Annotated in this window: 12 protein-coding genes; 11 read left to right on the top strand and 1 reads right to left on the bottom strand. The window is 72.1% G+C overall.

Annotation, left to right across the window (positions count from 1 at the left end):
• The first annotated feature begins 126 nt into the window (after positions 1-126).
• The 10 genes from ACYVKX_RS08320 (at position 127) to ACYVKX_RS08275 (ending at position 14,329) form a co-directional block, all read left to right on the top strand.
• Complete coding sequence (locus tag ACYVKX_RS08320; protein ID WP_460830603.1) at positions 127-1,500, top strand: uracil-xanthine permease family protein; 1,374 nt, start codon at positions 127-129, stop codon at positions 1,498-1,500.
• A complete protein-coding gene (locus ACYVKX_RS08315; protein WP_460830601.1) occupies positions 1,497-2,363 on the top strand; it encodes an FAD binding domain-containing protein in 867 nt (288 codons plus the stop codon). Before ACYVKX_RS08320 ends, ACYVKX_RS08315 begins: the two co-directional genes overlap by 4 nt.
• Positions 2,360-2,854: a (2Fe-2S)-binding protein gene (locus ACYVKX_RS08310; RefSeq protein ID WP_460830599.1), complete on the top strand. Its 495-nt coding sequence runs from the start codon at positions 2,360-2,362 to the stop codon at positions 2,852-2,854. The genes ACYVKX_RS08315 and ACYVKX_RS08310 overlap by 4 nt, the downstream gene beginning before the upstream one ends.
• Positions 2,851-5,265, top strand: a complete 2,415-nt coding sequence (gene cutA / locus ACYVKX_RS08305; RefSeq protein WP_460830597.1) for an aerobic carbon-monoxide dehydrogenase large subunit — start codon at positions 2,851-2,853, stop codon at positions 5,263-5,265. Before ACYVKX_RS08310 ends, cutA begins: the two co-directional genes overlap by 4 nt.
• Positions 5,262-5,885, top strand: coding sequence for an SRPBCC family protein (locus ACYVKX_RS08300; RefSeq protein ID WP_460830595.1), 624 nt, complete (start codon positions 5,262-5,264; stop codon positions 5,883-5,885). The genes cutA and ACYVKX_RS08300 overlap by 4 nt, the downstream gene beginning before the upstream one ends.
• A gap of 118 nt (positions 5,886-6,003) precedes the next feature.
• The gene (locus ACYVKX_RS08295) at positions 6,004-7,395 is read left to right on the top strand and encodes an amidase (RefSeq protein ID WP_460830593.1); all 1,392 of its coding nucleotides are present in this window, start codon (positions 6,004-6,006) and stop codon (positions 7,393-7,395) included.
• A gap of 898 nt (positions 7,396-8,293) precedes the next feature.
• The gene (locus ACYVKX_RS08290; protein WP_460830982.1) at positions 8,294-8,959 is read left to right on the top strand and encodes a lysophospholipid acyltransferase family protein; all 666 of its coding nucleotides are present in this window, start codon (positions 8,294-8,296) and stop codon (positions 8,957-8,959) included.
• Positions 8,960-9,059: 100 nt separating this feature from the next.
• A complete protein-coding gene (locus ACYVKX_RS08285) occupies positions 9,060-10,295 on the top strand; it encodes an amidohydrolase family protein (protein ID WP_460830590.1) in 1,236 nt (411 codons plus the stop codon).
• A 3-nt stretch (positions 10,296-10,298) separates the two neighbouring features.
• Positions 10,299-12,371 carry a hydantoinase/oxoprolinase family protein gene (locus ACYVKX_RS08280; protein ID WP_460830588.1) on the top strand — a complete coding sequence of 691 codons (2,073 nt, stop codon included), beginning with the start codon at positions 10,299-10,301 and terminating at the stop codon, positions 12,369-12,371.
• Positions 12,368-14,329 (top strand): hydantoinase B/oxoprolinase family protein, encoded by a 1,962-nt coding sequence (locus ACYVKX_RS08275; RefSeq protein ID WP_460830584.1) that lies wholly within the window; start codon positions 12,368-12,370, stop codon positions 14,327-14,329. Before ACYVKX_RS08280 ends, ACYVKX_RS08275 begins: the two co-directional genes overlap by 4 nt.
• Positions 14,330-14,408: 79 nt before the next feature.
• Here the strand turns inward: ACYVKX_RS08275 and ACYVKX_RS08270 are convergent, their stop codons facing one another.
• Positions 14,409-15,083: a TIGR00266 family protein gene (locus tag ACYVKX_RS08270; RefSeq protein ID WP_460830581.1), complete on the bottom strand. Its 675-nt coding sequence runs from the start codon at positions 15,081-15,083 to the stop codon at positions 14,409-14,411.
• 68 nt (positions 15,084-15,151) lie between these two features.
• Here ACYVKX_RS08270 and ACYVKX_RS08265 point away from each other — a divergent pair, with 68 nt between their 5' ends.
• Positions 15,152-15,913, top strand: a complete 762-nt coding sequence (locus ACYVKX_RS08265; RefSeq protein WP_460830578.1) for an SDR family oxidoreductase — start codon at positions 15,152-15,154, stop codon at positions 15,911-15,913.
• The last annotated feature ends 13 nt before the right edge of the window (positions 15,914-15,926 follow it).

The following is a 15,926-nucleotide window of genomic DNA, read 5'->3' as shown; positions in this document are numbered from 1 at the left end:
GCGTCCACAACAGGTGCCAGCCGGTACGGCGTTCCTTCGGCATCTGTCGCCGTCGTAGGTGTGTCATGGCTCTCACTAGGTTGTGACCACTCGGGACCCGGTCACATGGAAGAAGGGTGCTTCGTCATGTCGATGTTCAAGTGGAGTGTCGTCGATCCCCAACCCGGCGAGGCCGTCGGCCCTCGCCAGCGCCTCGCCTGGGGCAAGACCGTGGGCGTCGGTGCCCAGCACGTCGTCGCGATGTTCGGTGCCACGTTCGTGTTCCCGATCGTCATGGGCCTGGACCCGAACCTGGCCATCATGTTCTCGGGCATCTGCACGATCCTGTTCCTGCTGGTCACCAACAACATGGTCCCCAGCTACCTCGGCACCAGCGCCTCGTTCGTCGCGGGTGTCACGGCCATCCGCACCCAGGGCGGCGACTCCGCGGACGTCACGGGCGCGATCCTGGTCGCCGGCGTGGTGCTCCTGGCCGTCGGTGTGCTCGTGCACTTCGCCGGCGCCGGCCTGATCCACAAGCTGCTGCCGCCCGCGGTCACCGGCGCCGTGGTCATGCTGATCGGCTTCAATCTCGCGCCCGTCGTGGCCGGCGTCTACTGGCCGCAGGACCAGTGGGTCGCCCTGCTGACGGCCGGCTTCATGGTGGTCGCCGCCTGCCTGTTCCCCGGCTTCTGGTCGCGGATCGCGGTGCTCCTCGCGCTGATCTTCGGCTTCCTCGTCTCCTGGCTGTTCGACGCGGTGTTCGGCACGATCAACTCGGTCGTACCGGCCCTCGGCGCCGAGGCGACCGACCACGACCGCCTCTGGGCGTGGGACAACGTCGGCAAGGCCGACTGGATCGGCTTCCCCGGCGGCACCCTCAGCGACGGGGTGGACGTCGTCCACGGCCCGAGCTTCTCGCTCACCTTCATCCTGCTGGTGCTGCCCGGTGTCATCGCGCTGATCGCGGAGAACACCGGTCACGTCAAGGCCGTCGCCGAGATGACCGGCGAGGACCTCGACCCCTACATGGGCCGCGCCCTCGCCGCCGACGGCGCCGCCACGGCGCTCGCCAGCGCCTTCGGCGGCTCGCCCACCACGACGTACGCCGAGAACATCGGCGTCATGGGAGCGACCAAGGTCTACTCGACCGCGGCGTACTACGTGGCCGCGATCGTCGCGATCCTGCTCGGCCTCTGCCCGAAGTTCGGTGCGATCGTCAACGCGACGCCGGGCGGCGTCCTCGGCGGCATCACCATCGTGCTCTACGGCATGATCGGCCTGGTCGGGGCGAAGATCTGGGTCGAGAACGGCGTCGACTTCGGCAACCCGGTCAACATGGTCGGCCTGGCCGGCGGCATCATCGCCGGCATCGGCGGCGTCACGCTGAAGATCACCGACGACTTCGAGCTCGGCGGCATCGCGCTCGGCACCATCCTGGTCATCGTGTTCTTCCACCTGGTGAACACCCGGGGTGGCCACACCAACCGCAGCTCCGGAGAGGTGACGAAGGTTCTGTGAAGCCGGCACCGTTCGACTACCGCCGTCCAGGGTCGCTCGCCGAGGCGGTCGCGACCCTGGCCGGCGAGCCGAACGCCAAGGTGCTGGCCGGTGGCCAGAGCCTGGTCCCCCTGCTGTCGATGCGGCTCGCGGCTCCCGCGATGCTGGTCGACATCAACGCGATCCCGGGCCTGGACGCGATCGAGACCCCCTCAGGTGGGCAGAGCGACGGCGGCGTGCGCGTGGGCGCGCTCGCCCGGCACGCCGCCGTCCTCGCCTCGCCCGACGTCCGCCGCGTGCAGCCGCTGATCCCGCTCGCGCTGGCGCACGTCGCGCACGCCACCATCCGCAACCGGGGTACGACGGTCGGCTCGATCGTCCACGCGGACGCGGCCGCCGAGATGCCGGTCGTGCTGGCCCTGCTCGGCGGGTCCGTCGACGTCGAGGGGCCGGCCGGGCGGCGCACCATCCCCGCGTCCGAGCTGTACGTCGGTCCGCTGGAGTCCTCGGTCGGGCACGACGAGATCGCCGTGTCGGCGTACTTCCCGGGCCTGGCGCCCGGCGTCGGCGTGGCCTTCGAGGAGATCGCCCGCCGGCACGGCGACTACGCCCTCGTGGGCGCGGCGGCCCTGGTGGACGGGGACTCGACGAAGGTCGGGTTCCTGTCGGTGAGCGACGTGCCGACGGTCGTCGACCTGACCGGCGTCGCCGACGACGACCTGGGGGAGGCTGCGCTGGCGCGGCTCGAGCCGATGGACGACATCCATGCCACCGCGGCGTACCGCTCGCAGCTGATCCGGGTGCTCACCGGTCGCGTGGTTCGCTCTGCTCAGGAGAGCGCTCGGGTGTCTCGACGAGCTCGACAACCGGAGGACGTGAGATGAGCGAGGAGCTGCACGACGTGCGCCTGACGGTGAACGGCACGGCGTACCAGGTCCGGGTGCCCGCGCGCCGGCTGCTGTCGGACGCGCTGCGCCACGACCTCGGCCTCACCGGCACCCACGTCGGCTGCGAGCACGGCGTGTGCGGCGCCTGCACGATCCTGGTCGACGGCAGCCCGATGCGGTCCTGCCTGATGTTCGCGGTCTCGGCGGTGGACCACGAGCTCACCACGGTCGAGGGGCTCACCAACGACGACGGCTCGCTCGGGCCGGTGCAGCAGGCGTTCGCCGAGTGCCACGGCCTCCAGTGCGGCTTCTGCACGCCGGGCTTCCTCACCACCATCACCGCCGGGCTGCGCGACAACCCGAGCCCCACCCACGAGGAGGCCCGCGACATGGTCGCCGGCAACCTGTGCCGGTGCACCGGCTACCAGAACATCGTGCGCGCGGTGGAGAGGGCGGCCGCCCTTCGACAGGCTCAGGGACCGGCATGACGACCAAGCTGATGGGCCAGGGGATCCAGCGGGTCGAGGACCAGCGCTTCCTCCGCGGCCAGGGGCGCTACGTCGACGACGTCGCGGTCGGCCCGGACACGCTGCACGCCGCCGTACTCCGCTCGCCGCACGCGCACGCCCGGATCGTCGACATCGACGTGAGCGACGTGCTCGACGTCGAGGGCGTGCACCTGGTGTGGACCTACGACGACCTCACCGGCCCGCTGGCCCCTCTGATGGCCGAGCCGCTGCCGCTGCTGATCCCGCATCCGGCGCTGACCCACGGGCGCACGCAGTACGCGCTGGCGAGGGACGAGGTCAACTACGTCGGCGAGGCGATCGCGTTCGTCGTCGCCGAGGACCGGTACGTCGCCGAGGACGCCGTCTCGCGGATCCGGGTCGACTACGAGTTCCTGCCGCCGGTGGTCGGCGTCGAGGCCGCCCGCGCCGCCGAGCACCTGGTGCACGAGGACGTGCCCGGCAACGTCGGGGCCCGGCTGGAGCAGAGCACCGGCGACGCGCGGGCCGCGATCGCTGCCGCTCCCCACCGGCTCGAGCTCGACCTGACGATCGAGCGCAGCGCGTGCACGCCGTTGGAGGGCCGGGGCACCGTCGCCCGCTGGGACCCCGACATCGACCGCCTCCAGCTGTGGACCTCGACCCAGAGCTCCACCGGAGTGCGCGCCGCCGTCGCGGTGAAGCTGGGCCTCGACCTCGGGCAGGTCGACGTGATCACGCCCGACGTCGGGGGCGGGTTCGGCGTGAAGATCAACCACCCGTGGCCCGAGGAGCTGCTGGTGCCGATGGCGGCCCGCGCCCTCGGCCGCACGGTGAAGTTCACCGAGGACCGCCGCGAGCACTTCATCTCCTCCGCGCACGAGCGCGGGCAGGTCCAGCACATCGAGGTCGGCTTCGACGACGACGGGCGGCTCCTGGGCCTGGACGTGGAGTTCTGGCACGACCACGGCGCGTTCACGCCGTACGGCCTGATCGTCCCGATCATCACCTCGACCCAGCTGCTCGGCCCCTACAAGCCGCGGAGCTACCGCGTCGTCTTCGAGTCGCTCTACACCAACACCGTGATGGTGACCCCGTACCGCGGCGCCGGGCGGCCGCAGGGCTGCTACGCCATGGAGCGGACCATGGACGCGATCGCGGCCTACCTCGGCAGGGACCGCGCCGAGGTGCGCGCGGCGAACTTCATCCAGCCCGACGAGTTCCCCTACGACCAGGGGCTGATCTTCCAGGACGGCCGCGAGCTGGAGTACGACTCCGGCGACTACCCGGCGTCGCTGGAGAAGATCAAGGCGCTGATCGGGTGGGACGGGTTCCCGGCGTACCAACAGGAGCTGGCGGCCCAGGGCCGCCGGGTCGGCATCGGCCTGGCCTGCTACGTCGAGGGCACCGGCGTCGGGCCCTACGAGGGCGCGCACGTGCACATCGAGACCTCCGGCAGGGTCAAGGTCGCGACCGGCCTGACCACGCAGGGCCAGGGTCACGCGACCGTGTTCGCGCAGCTGGTCGCCGACGAGCTCGGCGCACGGTTCGAGGACATCGAGGTGGTCACCGGCGACACCCGCCGGATGCCGTACGCCGTGGGCACGTTCGCCTCCCGTGCCGCGGTGATGAGCGGCTCGGCGGTCCACCTGGCCGCCAAGCGGGCCAGGGAGAAGGTGCTCAAGATCGCCGCCGAGGCGCTCGAGGCGTCCGAGGACGACCTCGAGATCGTCGACGGCGTCGTGTCGGTCAAGGGCTCGCCGGGCACCTCGATCGACCTCGGCACGGTGTCGGTGCTGTCGAACCCGCTGCGCTACGCCTTCGACGAGAGGTCCAAGGCCGCGACCCAGTTCACGGTCGGCGACCCCGGCAGGCCGCCGGTGGCCGAGGACGACGAGCCGGGGCTGGAGGGCAGGGACTTCTACTCACCCGAGCGGGCGACGTTCGCCTCCGGCATGCACGCGGTGATCGTCGAGACCGACCCGGACACCGCGGAGATCACGATCCTGAAGTACGCCGTCGTCCACGACTGCGGCCACCTGATCAACCCGATGATCGTCGAGGGCCAGATCCACGGCGGCGTCGCGCAGGGCGTCGGGGGAGCGCTCTACGAGCGGATGGCCTACGACGAGTCCGGGCAGCTGCTCAACGCGTCGTTCATGGACTTCCTCATGCCCTACGTCACCGAGATCCCCGACGGCATCGCGATCGACCACCTCGAGACACCGTCCCCGCTGAACCCGCTCGGCATCAAGGGCGCCGGCGAGGCGGGCGTGATCCCGTCGGCCGCGGTGTTCGCCGCCGCGATCGAGGACGCCGAGCGCACCGCGCTGCCCGGTTTCGGCATCCGCGCGATGCCGATCTCGCCGTCCGAGCTGTACACCCTCCGTCTGTCGCAGGAGCAGTCCTCATGAAGATCGCCGGTGCCAACGTCGTCGAGCAGCCCGTCGAGAAGGTCTGGGACGCGCTGCTCGACCCGCGGGTGCTGGTCGCCACCATCCCCGGGTGCGAGCGGCTGGTCGCGACCGGCGAGAACTCCTACGACATGACCGTCACCGCCGGGGTCGCCGCGATCAGGGGCACCTACCAGGGCTCGTGCACGCTCTCGGACCTGGCGCGGCACGAGTCGCTCGTGATGCGGCTGACCGGCGCGGGCGCGCCGGGCACGATCGACGCGACCGTGCGCGTGTCGTTCGCGGCGCCGTCGCCGGACGCCACGGAGATCTCCTACGAGGCGGACGCGATCGTCGGCGGCATGGTCGGCGGCGTCGGCCAGCGGATGCTCACGTCGGTGTCCAAGCGGATGGCCGGCGAGTTCTTCGGGAACGTCGGCAAGGCGATCGCGGGCGGGCCCGTCGTCGCTGCCGAGTCGGCGCAGTCTCAGCCTCAATCTGCGCCGACTCGCGCTGGTGTCTTCACCGCGCCCACCAAGCCGGGCATCGGCTCGCAGGACGACTTCCTCAAGGGCATCGCCGTCGGCGCCGGGCTGGTCGTCCTCGGCGTGGTCGTCGGCCGGATCTTCGGCCGCCGATGAGCGTCGGGCTGCTTCCCGCCGCTGGTTTCCCCGGTCAGCCGGGGAAACCCGACGTTGTCGGCCGAAACTTCGCCCCACAACGTCAGGGATCGCCCCGACAGTCCGCTGTAGGGCCTCGATGACCGCCATCACGGTCGACTCGACCGCGCGCGACCAGGCCGCCGCCGTACGCCGCCGCGAGATCTCCGCGCGCGAGCTGCTCGACCTGCACCTGTCCCGCATCGAGGATCGCAACCCGGAGCTGAACGCGATCGTCTCGCTCGACCCCGACCGCGCGCGGGCGTCGGCGCTCGCGGCCGACGAGCTGCTGGCGTCCGGTGCGGAGGTCGGGCCGCTGCACGGCCTGCCGTTCGCGTTCAAGGACACCCACGCGGTCGCGGGCTGGCGCACGACGTACGGCTCCCCGCTCTTCCGCGACCACGTCCCGGATCGCGACGAGCTGCTCGCGGAGCGGGTACGCCGCGCGGGGGTGGTCGTCATCGGCAGGACCAACGTGCCGGAGTTCGCCGCCGGCTCGCACACGTTCAACACCGTCTTCGGGACCACGCTGAACCCGGTCGACCCCTCGCGCTCCGCGGGCGGCTCGTCGGGCGGCGCGGCCTGCGCGCTCGCGGCCGGGATGGTGCCGCTCGCGGACGGCTCCGACATGGGCGGCTCGCTGCGCAACCCGGCGTCGTTCTGCGGTGTCGTCGGCCTGCGGCCCTCGCTCGGCCGGGTGCCGGAGTGGCCGCAGGCGAACCAGTGGGAGACCACGTCGGTCGGCGGGCCGATGGCCCGCAACGTCGGCGACGTCGCGCTGCTGCTCTCGGTGCTCGCGGGGCCGGACCCCCGGGCACCGCTGGCCCTCGGCGACCCCGGCTCGTCGTTCGCCCCGCCGGTGTCGGGCACGCTGTCCGGGCTCCGCGTCGCGCTGTCGGTCGACCTCGGCGGGGCGTTCGAGGTCGACGACGAGGTGGCCGCGATCGTCGCCTCGTCGGCCTCGGTGTTCCCGTCGGTCACGTCGGCGCACCCGGACCTGTCCCCGGCCGACGACACCTTCCGCACCCTGCGGGCGTGGCACTTCCAGGCCCGCTTCGGCGCCCTCCTCGCCGCTCATCCGGACGCGTTCAAGCAGTCGCTCGCCGAGAACATCCGCGCGGGGGAGTCGCTCACCGGAGCCGACGTCGCGCGGGCCTACCAGCAGCGCACGCTGCTCGCGGAGCGGATGCGCGAGTTCTTCTCGTCGTACGACGTGCTCGTGCTGCCGGTCTCCCAGGTCCCGCCGTTCCCGGCCGACCAGGAGTTCCCCACCGCCATCAACGGTCGCCCGATGTCGTCGTACCTGGACTGGATGAGGGCGGCGTACTTCATCACCGTCACCGGCTGCCCCGCCATCTCGGTCCCCTTCGGCCGCACCGCGTCCGGGCTGCCCGTGGGCCTCCAGATCGTCGCCGCCCACGGCCGCGACCGGTTCCTCCTCGAGGTGGCCGCCGCGGTCGAGGCGGCCGTCGGGAGTTCGCCCGGCACGTGACGTATCTGTCGTGTTCTCCGGGTCCGCGACAGATACGTCAGGTGCGAGGGTCCCCGGCGACCGGTGGAGAACCTGTGGAGGCGGGCCGCGCGACTGTGGACGGAACACCCGCAGTCTGTGGGAAACCCGGTGATTTCGGTGGAACCGGGAGAATGTCTCCCGGAACCCTTGCGCGCCCGATCCGCTGGGCGTAGAACTTCTCCCACGCACTCCGGCAACGGGGAGCGGGACAGCTCGGAGACGAGGGTCCGAACGACGCGAGTCGGCTTGCCGGCTCGTGGCGCAGCGGCTGGGTGACGAGGCCGCTGGGACTCAGACGAGACGAGCCGCCGATCGGGAGCGTCACCGGTACCGGTCACCCGGAAGGGCCCTTGCGACTCATACTCGCAAGGGCCCTTCTCCATCTCAGGTGCTCGCCGGAGCGTGTCCGGACCGGGCCGAGCGAGGTCGCCGCGTGTCCACAGGCATCTCGCTCAACTGTGGGAATCCGAGCATTTTCTGTGGACAGGAAGGTGTCGTCCTGTGGACCACTGGGCGACTTTCGGTGGAACCAGGAGAATGTCGGCGAAACCCCTTGCGCGCCCGAGCGCCAGGGCATAGAACTTCTCCTACGCACTCCGGCAACGGAGAGCGGGACAGCTCGGAGACGAGGGTCCATACGACGGAGGCCCGGCTTGCTGGGCGGCCGTCGCGGTGGCTGGGTGACGAAGCCGCCGGGATCGGAGTCGAGGAGCGGTCGATCGGGAGCGTCGCCAGTACCGGTCACCAGAAGGGCCCTTGGGACTCATACTCTCGAGGGCCCTTCGCCTTTCCCGGGCAGCCGCCTCGTGCAGGCATCCGGCGGCTGGACGCCGGAGTCGGCTGACCGGCCGGTAACCGCGACACTGGTCGCGTGGTCATGTACGCCGTCCTGCACACCGTCGTGCCGCCGATCGCGAAGCTGATCTGGCGCCCGCGGGTCGTCGGGCTGGAGAACGTGCCGCGCACCGGCCCGGTCATCATCGCGAGCAACCACGTGAGCTTCGCGGACTCGCTGGTCATCCCGATCGTGGCGCCGCGCAAGGTCGTCTTCCTCGCCAAGTCCGACTACTTCGCCGGCGGCGGCGTCAAGGGCACGCTGCAGAAGGCGTGGTTCGAGGGGATGGGGCTGATCCCCGTCGACCGCGACGACAGCAGGGCCGCGATCGCCAGCCTCGACACCGCGCTCGAGGTGCTCGGCCGCGGCGAGGCGTTCGGCATCTACCCGGAGGGCACCCGCTCCCGCGACGGCCGGCTCTACCGAGGCCGCACCGGGGTCGCCCACCTCGCGCTCACGGCCGGCGTGCCCGTCGTACCCGTCGGCCTCACCGGCACCGAGCGGCTCCAGCCCGTGGGCGCGACCCTGCCGCGGATCGTGCCGATCTCGGTGCGGTTCGGCGAGCCGATCGCGGTCGCCGGACGGTACGACGGCGTCGCGCTCGGCAGGGCCCGCCGGCTCGTCACCGACGAGATCATGGCCGCGATCCAGGCCCTCTCCGGCCAGGAGGAGGCCGGGATCTACAACGACCGCGCCCCGGACGCCTGACCCGCAACCAGTCCGCTGGCAGACGTTGCCGGAGAACGGCGGGCCGGTCGGCAACCTCTGCCGTGGCCGGGGTCGACGCGCGACCGGTTGAATCGAGGCCGTGCCCACCCATCAGCTCGTCGTCGCCGACGCCGCGCTCCGTGCGCGGGAGGGTCGCTGGCAGATCGGCATCGACGACGGCCGGATCACGGCCCTCACCCGGGACACCCTCACCGGCCGCGAGGAGATCGACGCGGCCGGTGGGCTGGTCACCGAGAGCTTCGTCAACGGCCACATGCACCTGGACAAGGTGCACACGCTCGACCGGATCGGCGACGCCGCGCTGACGGCGTACACCTCCGGCGCCATGGGCTCGGCGCGGCACTCGATCGAGCTCGCGAGCGCGGTGAAGGCCGACTACGACCGCGGCTGGATCGAGCCCAACGCCCGCCGGGCGGTCCTCCAGGCGGTCCGGTACGGCGTGCGGCACGTGCTCGCCTTCGCCGACGTCGACACCAGGGCGCGGCTGGAGGGCGTGATCCCGCTGCTGAAGCTGCGCGATGAGTTCAAGGGGATCGTCGACCTCCAGGTCGTGGCGTTCCCCCAGGACGGCCTGCTGTGCGACCCGGGCGCCGAGGACCTGGTCCGCGAGGCGGTCGACCTCGGCGCCGATGTCGTCGGTGGCATCCCGTGGATCGAGCACACCGACGCCGAGGCCCGCGAGCACGTCCGCCGGATGTGCGCCCTCGCGGCCGCGCACGGCCGCCGGGTCGCGATGCTGGTCGACGACGCCGGCGACGCGAGCCTGCGCACCACCGAGATGCTGGCCGAGGCGATGCTCGAGCACGGCCTGGTCGGCCGCGGCGTCGCCAACCACGCCCGGGCGGTCGGTCTCTACGCCCGGCCCAGCCTGGAGCGCCTGGCCGGCCTCGTGAAGCGCGCCGGCCTGGGGTTCGTCAGCGACCCGCACACCGGCCCGCTGCACCTGCCGGTCCGCGAGCTCGCCGCGATGGGCGTGCCGGTCGCGCTCGGCCAGGACGACATCGAGGATGCCTACTACCCGTTCGGCCGGCACAACCTGGTCGAGGTCGCCTTCCTCGCCGCGCACGCGCTGGAGGCGGTCGACGCTGCCGGCATCGACCTCGTGTACGACGCCGTCACGACGACCGCCGCCGACGTGCTCGGGGTGGCCGGCCACCGGCTCACCGAGGGCGGCAACGCCGACCTCGTGATCCACCACCACCCGACGCTGCGCGAGGTCGTCGGCCACCACGACGCGCCGGCGTACGTCGTCGCCTCGGGCCGGCTGGTCGCGAGCTCCGCGACCACCACCACGTTCCACCTGGAAGGACCCTGAGCCATGACCCGGCGCATCCGGATCGGCATCGACACCGGTGGCACGTTCACCGACGTGGTCGCCTTCGACGAGGAGTCGGGGGAGCTGGTCACGACCAAGACGCCGTCGACGCCGGACAACCCGGCCGACGGCTTCCTCGCCGGCATCGACAAGGTGCTCGGGCTGCTCGGCGCCACCGGCGCGGACATCGACGCGGTCAGCCACGGCACCACCGTCGCGACCAACCAGCTGCTCGAGGGCAAGGTCGACCGGCTCGGGTTCGTCACCAACACCGGCTACGAGGCGATGCTCGAGATCGCCCGCCAGTCGGTGCCGGACGGCTACGGCAACTCCTACTTCTGGGTCAAGCCCGACCGGATCGTCCCGCGCGACCTGGTCAGGGGCGTCGAGGGCCGCCTCGATTACACCGGCGCCGAGGTCCGCCCGTTCGACGAGGACGGCGCCCGCGCCGCCGCCCGCTGGTTCCGGGCGCAGGGGATCACCACCCTCGGGGTCTGCTTCCTGCACGCCTACGCCAACCCGGTCCACGAGGAGCGGATGCGCGCGATCCTCGCCGAGGAGCACCCCGACGCGATCGTGTCGCTGTCGAGCGAGGTGCTGCGCGAGTACCGCGAGTACGAGCGCGCGATGACCACGCTCGTCGACGCGGCCGTCAAGCCCCGGCTCTCGGCGTACGTCGGCAACATCAAGGCCCGCCTGGCCTCCTACGACGACCGCGCCATCCCGTTCTACGTGATGAAGTCCAACGGCGGCGTGCTGTCGGCCGACGAGGTCGTCCACCAGCCGATCACCACCGTGCTGTCGGGCCCGGCCGCGGGCGCGCTGGGCGCCGCGCTGATCGCGAAGGTCGCGGGCTTCGACAGGGTCCTCACGAGTGACGGCGGCGGTACGTCGACCGACGTGTCCGTCGTGATCGACGGCGAGCCGACGCTGACGACCGAGGGCTCGGTGGGTGCGTTCCCCAGCAAGATCCCGATGATCGACGTGGTCACCGTCGGCGCGGGCGGCGGCTCGATCGCCTGGCTCAGCCCGGAGGGCACGCTCAAGGTCGGCCCGCAGTCGGCCGGCGCCGACCCGGGCCCGCTCTGCTACGGCAGGGGCGGCACCGAGGTCACCATCACCGACGCACACGTCCTCCTCGGCCGGATCCCCCCGCACCTGCTCGGCGGCGAGATTCCCCTCGACGTCGCCGCGGCCCGCGCCGGCGTGGAGGCCCTCGCGAGGCAGCTCGGCCTCGGCCCGGAGGAGTGCGCCACCGGCGTACTCGAGATCTCGGCCTGGAGCCAGGCCAACGCGCTGCGCCAGGTCACCGTCAAGCGCGGCCTCGACGTCCGCGACTTCACGCTCACCACCTTCGGCGGCTCGGGCTCGCTGCTGCTGTGCCGGCTGATGGACGTGCTCGACGTACGCACCGTGCTGGTGCCGCCGAACCCCGGCAACGTCTCGGCGTTCGGGCTGCTCACCGTCGACGTCAAGAACGACTACGTGCGGACCCACGTCGCGCTCGCCGACAGGCTCGACCCGGTCGCCGTCGGCGGCATCTACGACGAGCTCACCGGCCAGGCCGCCGAGGCACTGGCGAAGGAGGGCTTCGACGCCGCCGACCACCGGTTCGTGCGCACCGCCGACCTGCGCTACTTCGGGCAGGCCTTCGAGGTGCGGGTGCCGGTCGCGCCCGGCGACCTCGACCCCGCGGCCGTCGCCGCCGCGTTCCACGCCGAGCACCGGGCGCTCTACGGCTACGACTTCTCCGGCGACGACGCCCAGCAGGTCGAGTGGGTCAACCTCCGCGTCTCCGGCATCGGCCCGATCCGGCGTCCCGAGATCCGGCGTTCCCCGGTGGTTGAGGAAGGCGCTCTGGCGCCTGTCTCGAAACCACCGCGTCAGGTCTGCTTCGACCCCGAGCAGGGGTACGTCGAGACGCCCGTCCTCTGGCGACCGGACCTGTCGCCCGGGACCGTCGTCGCCGGCCCGGCGATCATCGAGGAGTTCGGCTCTACCGTCCCGGTGCACCCCGGCTTCGACGTCCGCGTCGACGAGTTCCTGAACCTGATCGTGACGAGGAGTCAGGCATGAGCCGCCGCGCCCCCACCCAGTTCCCGTTCGGCCACCTCACCGCCGACGCCGGCGCCAGCGCCGACCCGGTGCTGGTCGAGATCGTCCAGGGCTCGCTGGCCTCGGTCGAGATGGAGGTCGAGACCGCCATCGCGCGCACCAGCCGGAGCCCGATGATCCGCGACGCCCACGACTTCCGCGCCGGCATCCACGACCGGCTGCTGCGCAAGCTCACCGGCCGGTCGTACTCCGCGCTCGTGCACCCGGTCGCCCGGGACTTCCCGATCGAGGAGATGCGGGAGGGCGACGTCTTCTTCCACAACGACGTCTACCGCTCCGAGGGCGGCATCGGCCACCTGCCCGACCTGTGCGTCACCGTGCCGGTGTTCGCCGGCGGCCCCGGTGAGCGTCGCGTCGTCGCTTTCGTGCAGGCATTCGGCCACCATGACGACATCGGCGGCGCCGTACCCGGCTCCATGCCGAGCAACGCCACGAGCGTCTTCGAGGAGGGCCTGATGGTCCCCCCGATCCGGCTCTGGGACGCCGGCGTACCCAACCGCGCGGCGCTCTCCATCATGACCCGCAACTCCCGGATGCCGGAGTCGCTCGCGGCCGACCTCGACGCCGAGTGCTCGGCCTGCCTGATGGGCGCGCGGCGGCTCGGCGAGCTCTTCGACCGGTACGGCGCGGCGACCGTCGAGTCCTGCTTCGACGCGATCATCGGCCGCACCACCGAGACCTACCGCCGCGAGATCCTGTCCCAGATCCCGGTCGGCTCCTGGGTGTGGGAGGACTACGCCGAGCACGACGGCGTCGACGAGCCGAAGCTGCACGCGCAGCGGATCACGCTCACCCGCACCGCGGCCGACGACCCCGGATCTGATGGGTACAGTGGCGAGCGGCTGATCCTCGACTTCGACGGCACCGGACCGCAGGCCAAGGGCCCGATCAACCACTGCGGCGACTACAGCGACGGCGTCTTCCTCAAGAAGTGGCTGGCGCCGATCCTGCGCAACCTCGCCGACAGCCCGGAGCGGATGGCCGAGCTCGACGTCAACGAGGGCATCGTGCCGCTGATCGAGATGCGCTTCCCCGAGCCCGGCACCCTGCTGACGCCGGTCTTCCCGGCACCCACCAACGCGCGCACGTTCGTGATCCTGCGCCTGCTCGGCGTCCTGGCCGGCGTGGTCGCCAAGGCCGTCGACGGCCGGATGCCCGCCGACCAGGAGACGATCCGCTACACCGGCGTGTACGGGCTCGATCTGGAGGGCCGCCCGTACCTGATGCGCGAGGTGCTCGGCGGCGGCTCCGGCGGCCGCTACTACGCCGACGGCGAGGACACCATCCACGTCGTGCCGGACTCGCGGAACCTGCCGACCGAGTTCACCGAGGCGCGCTTCCCGTTCCGCATCGAGTCGCTCTCGCTGGCGGTGGACAGCGGGGGAGCGGGCCGGTTCCGCGGCGGCCTCGGCTACGAGAAGCACATCCGGATGCTCGAGGACGGCCACTTCATGTCCATCGCGGACCGGTCGATCCTGGCCTGCTGGGGGGTCAAGGGCGGCCTGGCCGGCCGGCCGTTCCAGGTCACCGTCGACCCCGGCGGCCCGCACGAGCGCGAGGTCGACGCCCTCGCCGACGCCGAGCCCGTGGCCGCGGGCGAGGTGATCCGCATCCGCACCACCGGTGGCGGCGGCTGGGGCGACCCGCTCGAGCGCGACCCTGCCCTCGTCGTCCGCGATGTCGTCTGGCGCAAGGTCTCCCCGGAGGCCGCGCTCGCGTCGTACGGCGTGGTGCTGACCGGCTCCCTCGACGACCCTTCGACGGGCTCGGGACAGGCGACGACGCTCGGCTACGACGAGGCCGCGACCGCCGCCGAGCGGGCGGCCCGGCCCGGGCCCGGCGCGGCGTTCTTCGACCGCGGCCCGGGCTACGCGCGCTTGGCCGCCGGCGCGGCGTACGCCGAGGTGGACCTGGTGTGACCAGGCGGGTCGCGGTGTTCGGCGGGACGTCATACGGACGGTGCCACCGCCTACACCGTCCGTATGACGTCCCGCCGGCTCAGCTGTTGCTGCTCGGCAGCTGCGGGACCAGCCAGCCCAGGAACGCGTCCTGGCTGCGGGTCTGCAGGTAGATCCGGCCGGGGCCGGTGAGATCGCAGACGAGGCCCTCGCCGGAGAACAGCGTCGACTTCCAGTTGCCGATCTTGCGCACGGCGTACTGCACGCCCTCGGTCCACGCGACCATGTGGCCGGTGTCGACGGTGTAGGTCTGGCCCGGCTGCAGGTCGATCGAGTGGATCGCGCCGTAGCTGGAGAGCACCAGCTCGCCCTGCCCGCTGATGCGGAGCATGAACAGGCCCTCTCGTGAGAAGAACGTCTTGCCGCCGCCCCACTTGGTGTCGACCTGGATGCTGCCGGAGCACGCGACGAACGAGCCGGACTGCACGTAGAGCGTGCTGTCGAGCGGCCACGCGACCATGTCGCCGGGGAGCGCCGGGGCCACGAACAGCTCGGCGCCGTCGTGCTGGGCGGTGAAGGTGTTCATGAAGAAGGACTCACCGCCGAGCACGGACCGCTTCAGGCCCTTGAGGACGCCGCCCTGGGTGGACGTCTGGAGGGTGATCCCGGGCGACATCGCGAGCATCGCGCCGGACTCGGCGCGGACGCTCTCGCCCGCGGCGAGGGTGAGCTTGGCGGCGGCGTAGGCGGGGCTGTAGTGCACTTCGGTCTGCATCGGCCTTCTTCCTGTGCGGTCCCGAGCCGGATGGGGGTCGGTGCGAGCGTAGTGCCAGACTCGTCGTCGTGTGCCCGAGTCAGACCGCCCGTTCCCTGAGGGCCCGCACGCTGGTCACCGGCGGCACCCGCGGCATCGGTGCGGCGACCGCGCTGCGGCTGGCGCGGGACGGCCACGAGCTGGTGCTCGGCTACGCCCGCGACGACCGCGCCGCCGAGGAGGCACGGGTCGCCGTGGAGGACGCCGGCGCCCGCTGCCTGCTCGTCCGGGCCGACCTCACCGAGTCGGCCGGGGTGGACCGGCTGTTCGAGGCGGCGGGCCGGATCACCGGCGTCGTCAACAACGCCGGCGCGACCCTGCACATCGGCCGGCTCGCCGAGACGCCGCCCGCGGTCATCGAGGCGACCGTCGACCTCAACCTCACCTCCGCCCTGCTCGTCGCCCGCGCCGCGGTCCGCGCGCTCGGCACGTCGTACGGCGGCAGCGGCGGCGTCCTCGTCAACGTCAGCTCCGGCGCGGCGACACTGGGCGCCCCGGGCGAGTACGTCCAGTACGCCGCCGCCAAGGCCGGAGTCGACGCGCTGACCGTCGGCCTGGCCCAGGAGGTGGCCGACGAGGGCGTCCGCGTGGTCGGCGTCGCACCCGGCATCGTGCGGACCACGATCCATGCCGACGCCGGCGAGCCCGGCCGGATCGACCGGGTCGGCCCGCTGATCCCGCTCGGCCGCGTCGGGGAGCCGCACGAGGTCGCGGACGCGATCGCCTGGCTGATGAGCGACGCGGCGTCGTACGTCACCGGCACGACGCTGCGCGTCGCGGGTGGTCGTTAGGGATCGTGGCTCC

It is taken from the genome of Nocardioides hungaricus (assembly GCF_054782915.1).
The sequence above is the reverse complement of the archived record's forward strand: the minus strand, read 5'-3'. Positions and strand labels throughout refer to the sequence as shown.

Coding starts and splice junctions, on each gene's coding strand:
- ACYVKX_RS08320 (WP_460830603.1), top strand. CDS start 127: ATGTCGATGTTCAAGTGGAGTGTCGTCGATCCCCAACCCGGCGAGGCC.
- ACYVKX_RS08310 (WP_460830599.1), top strand. CDS start 2,360: ATGAGCGAGGAGCTGCACGACGTGCGCCTGACGGTGAACGGCACGGCG.
- cutA (WP_460830597.1), top strand. CDS start 2,851: ATGACGACCAAGCTGATGGGCCAGGGGATCCAGCGGGTCGAGGACCAG.
- ACYVKX_RS08300 (WP_460830595.1), top strand. CDS start 5,262: ATGAAGATCGCCGGTGCCAACGTCGTCGAGCAGCCCGTCGAGAAGGTC.
- ACYVKX_RS08295 (WP_460830593.1), top strand. CDS start 6,004: ATGACCGCCATCACGGTCGACTCGACCGCGCGCGACCAGGCCGCCGCC.
- ACYVKX_RS08290 (WP_460830982.1), top strand. CDS start 8,294: ATGTACGCCGTCCTGCACACCGTCGTGCCGCCGATCGCGAAGCTGATC.
- ACYVKX_RS08280 (WP_460830588.1), top strand. CDS start 10,299: ATGACCCGGCGCATCCGGATCGGCATCGACACCGGTGGCACGTTCACC.
- ACYVKX_RS08275 (WP_460830584.1), top strand. CDS start 12,368: ATGAGCCGCCGCGCCCCCACCCAGTTCCCGTTCGGCCACCTCACCGCC.
- ACYVKX_RS08270 (WP_460830581.1), bottom strand. CDS start 15,083: ATGCAGACCGAAGTGCACTACAGCCCCGCCTACGCCGCCGCCAAGCTC.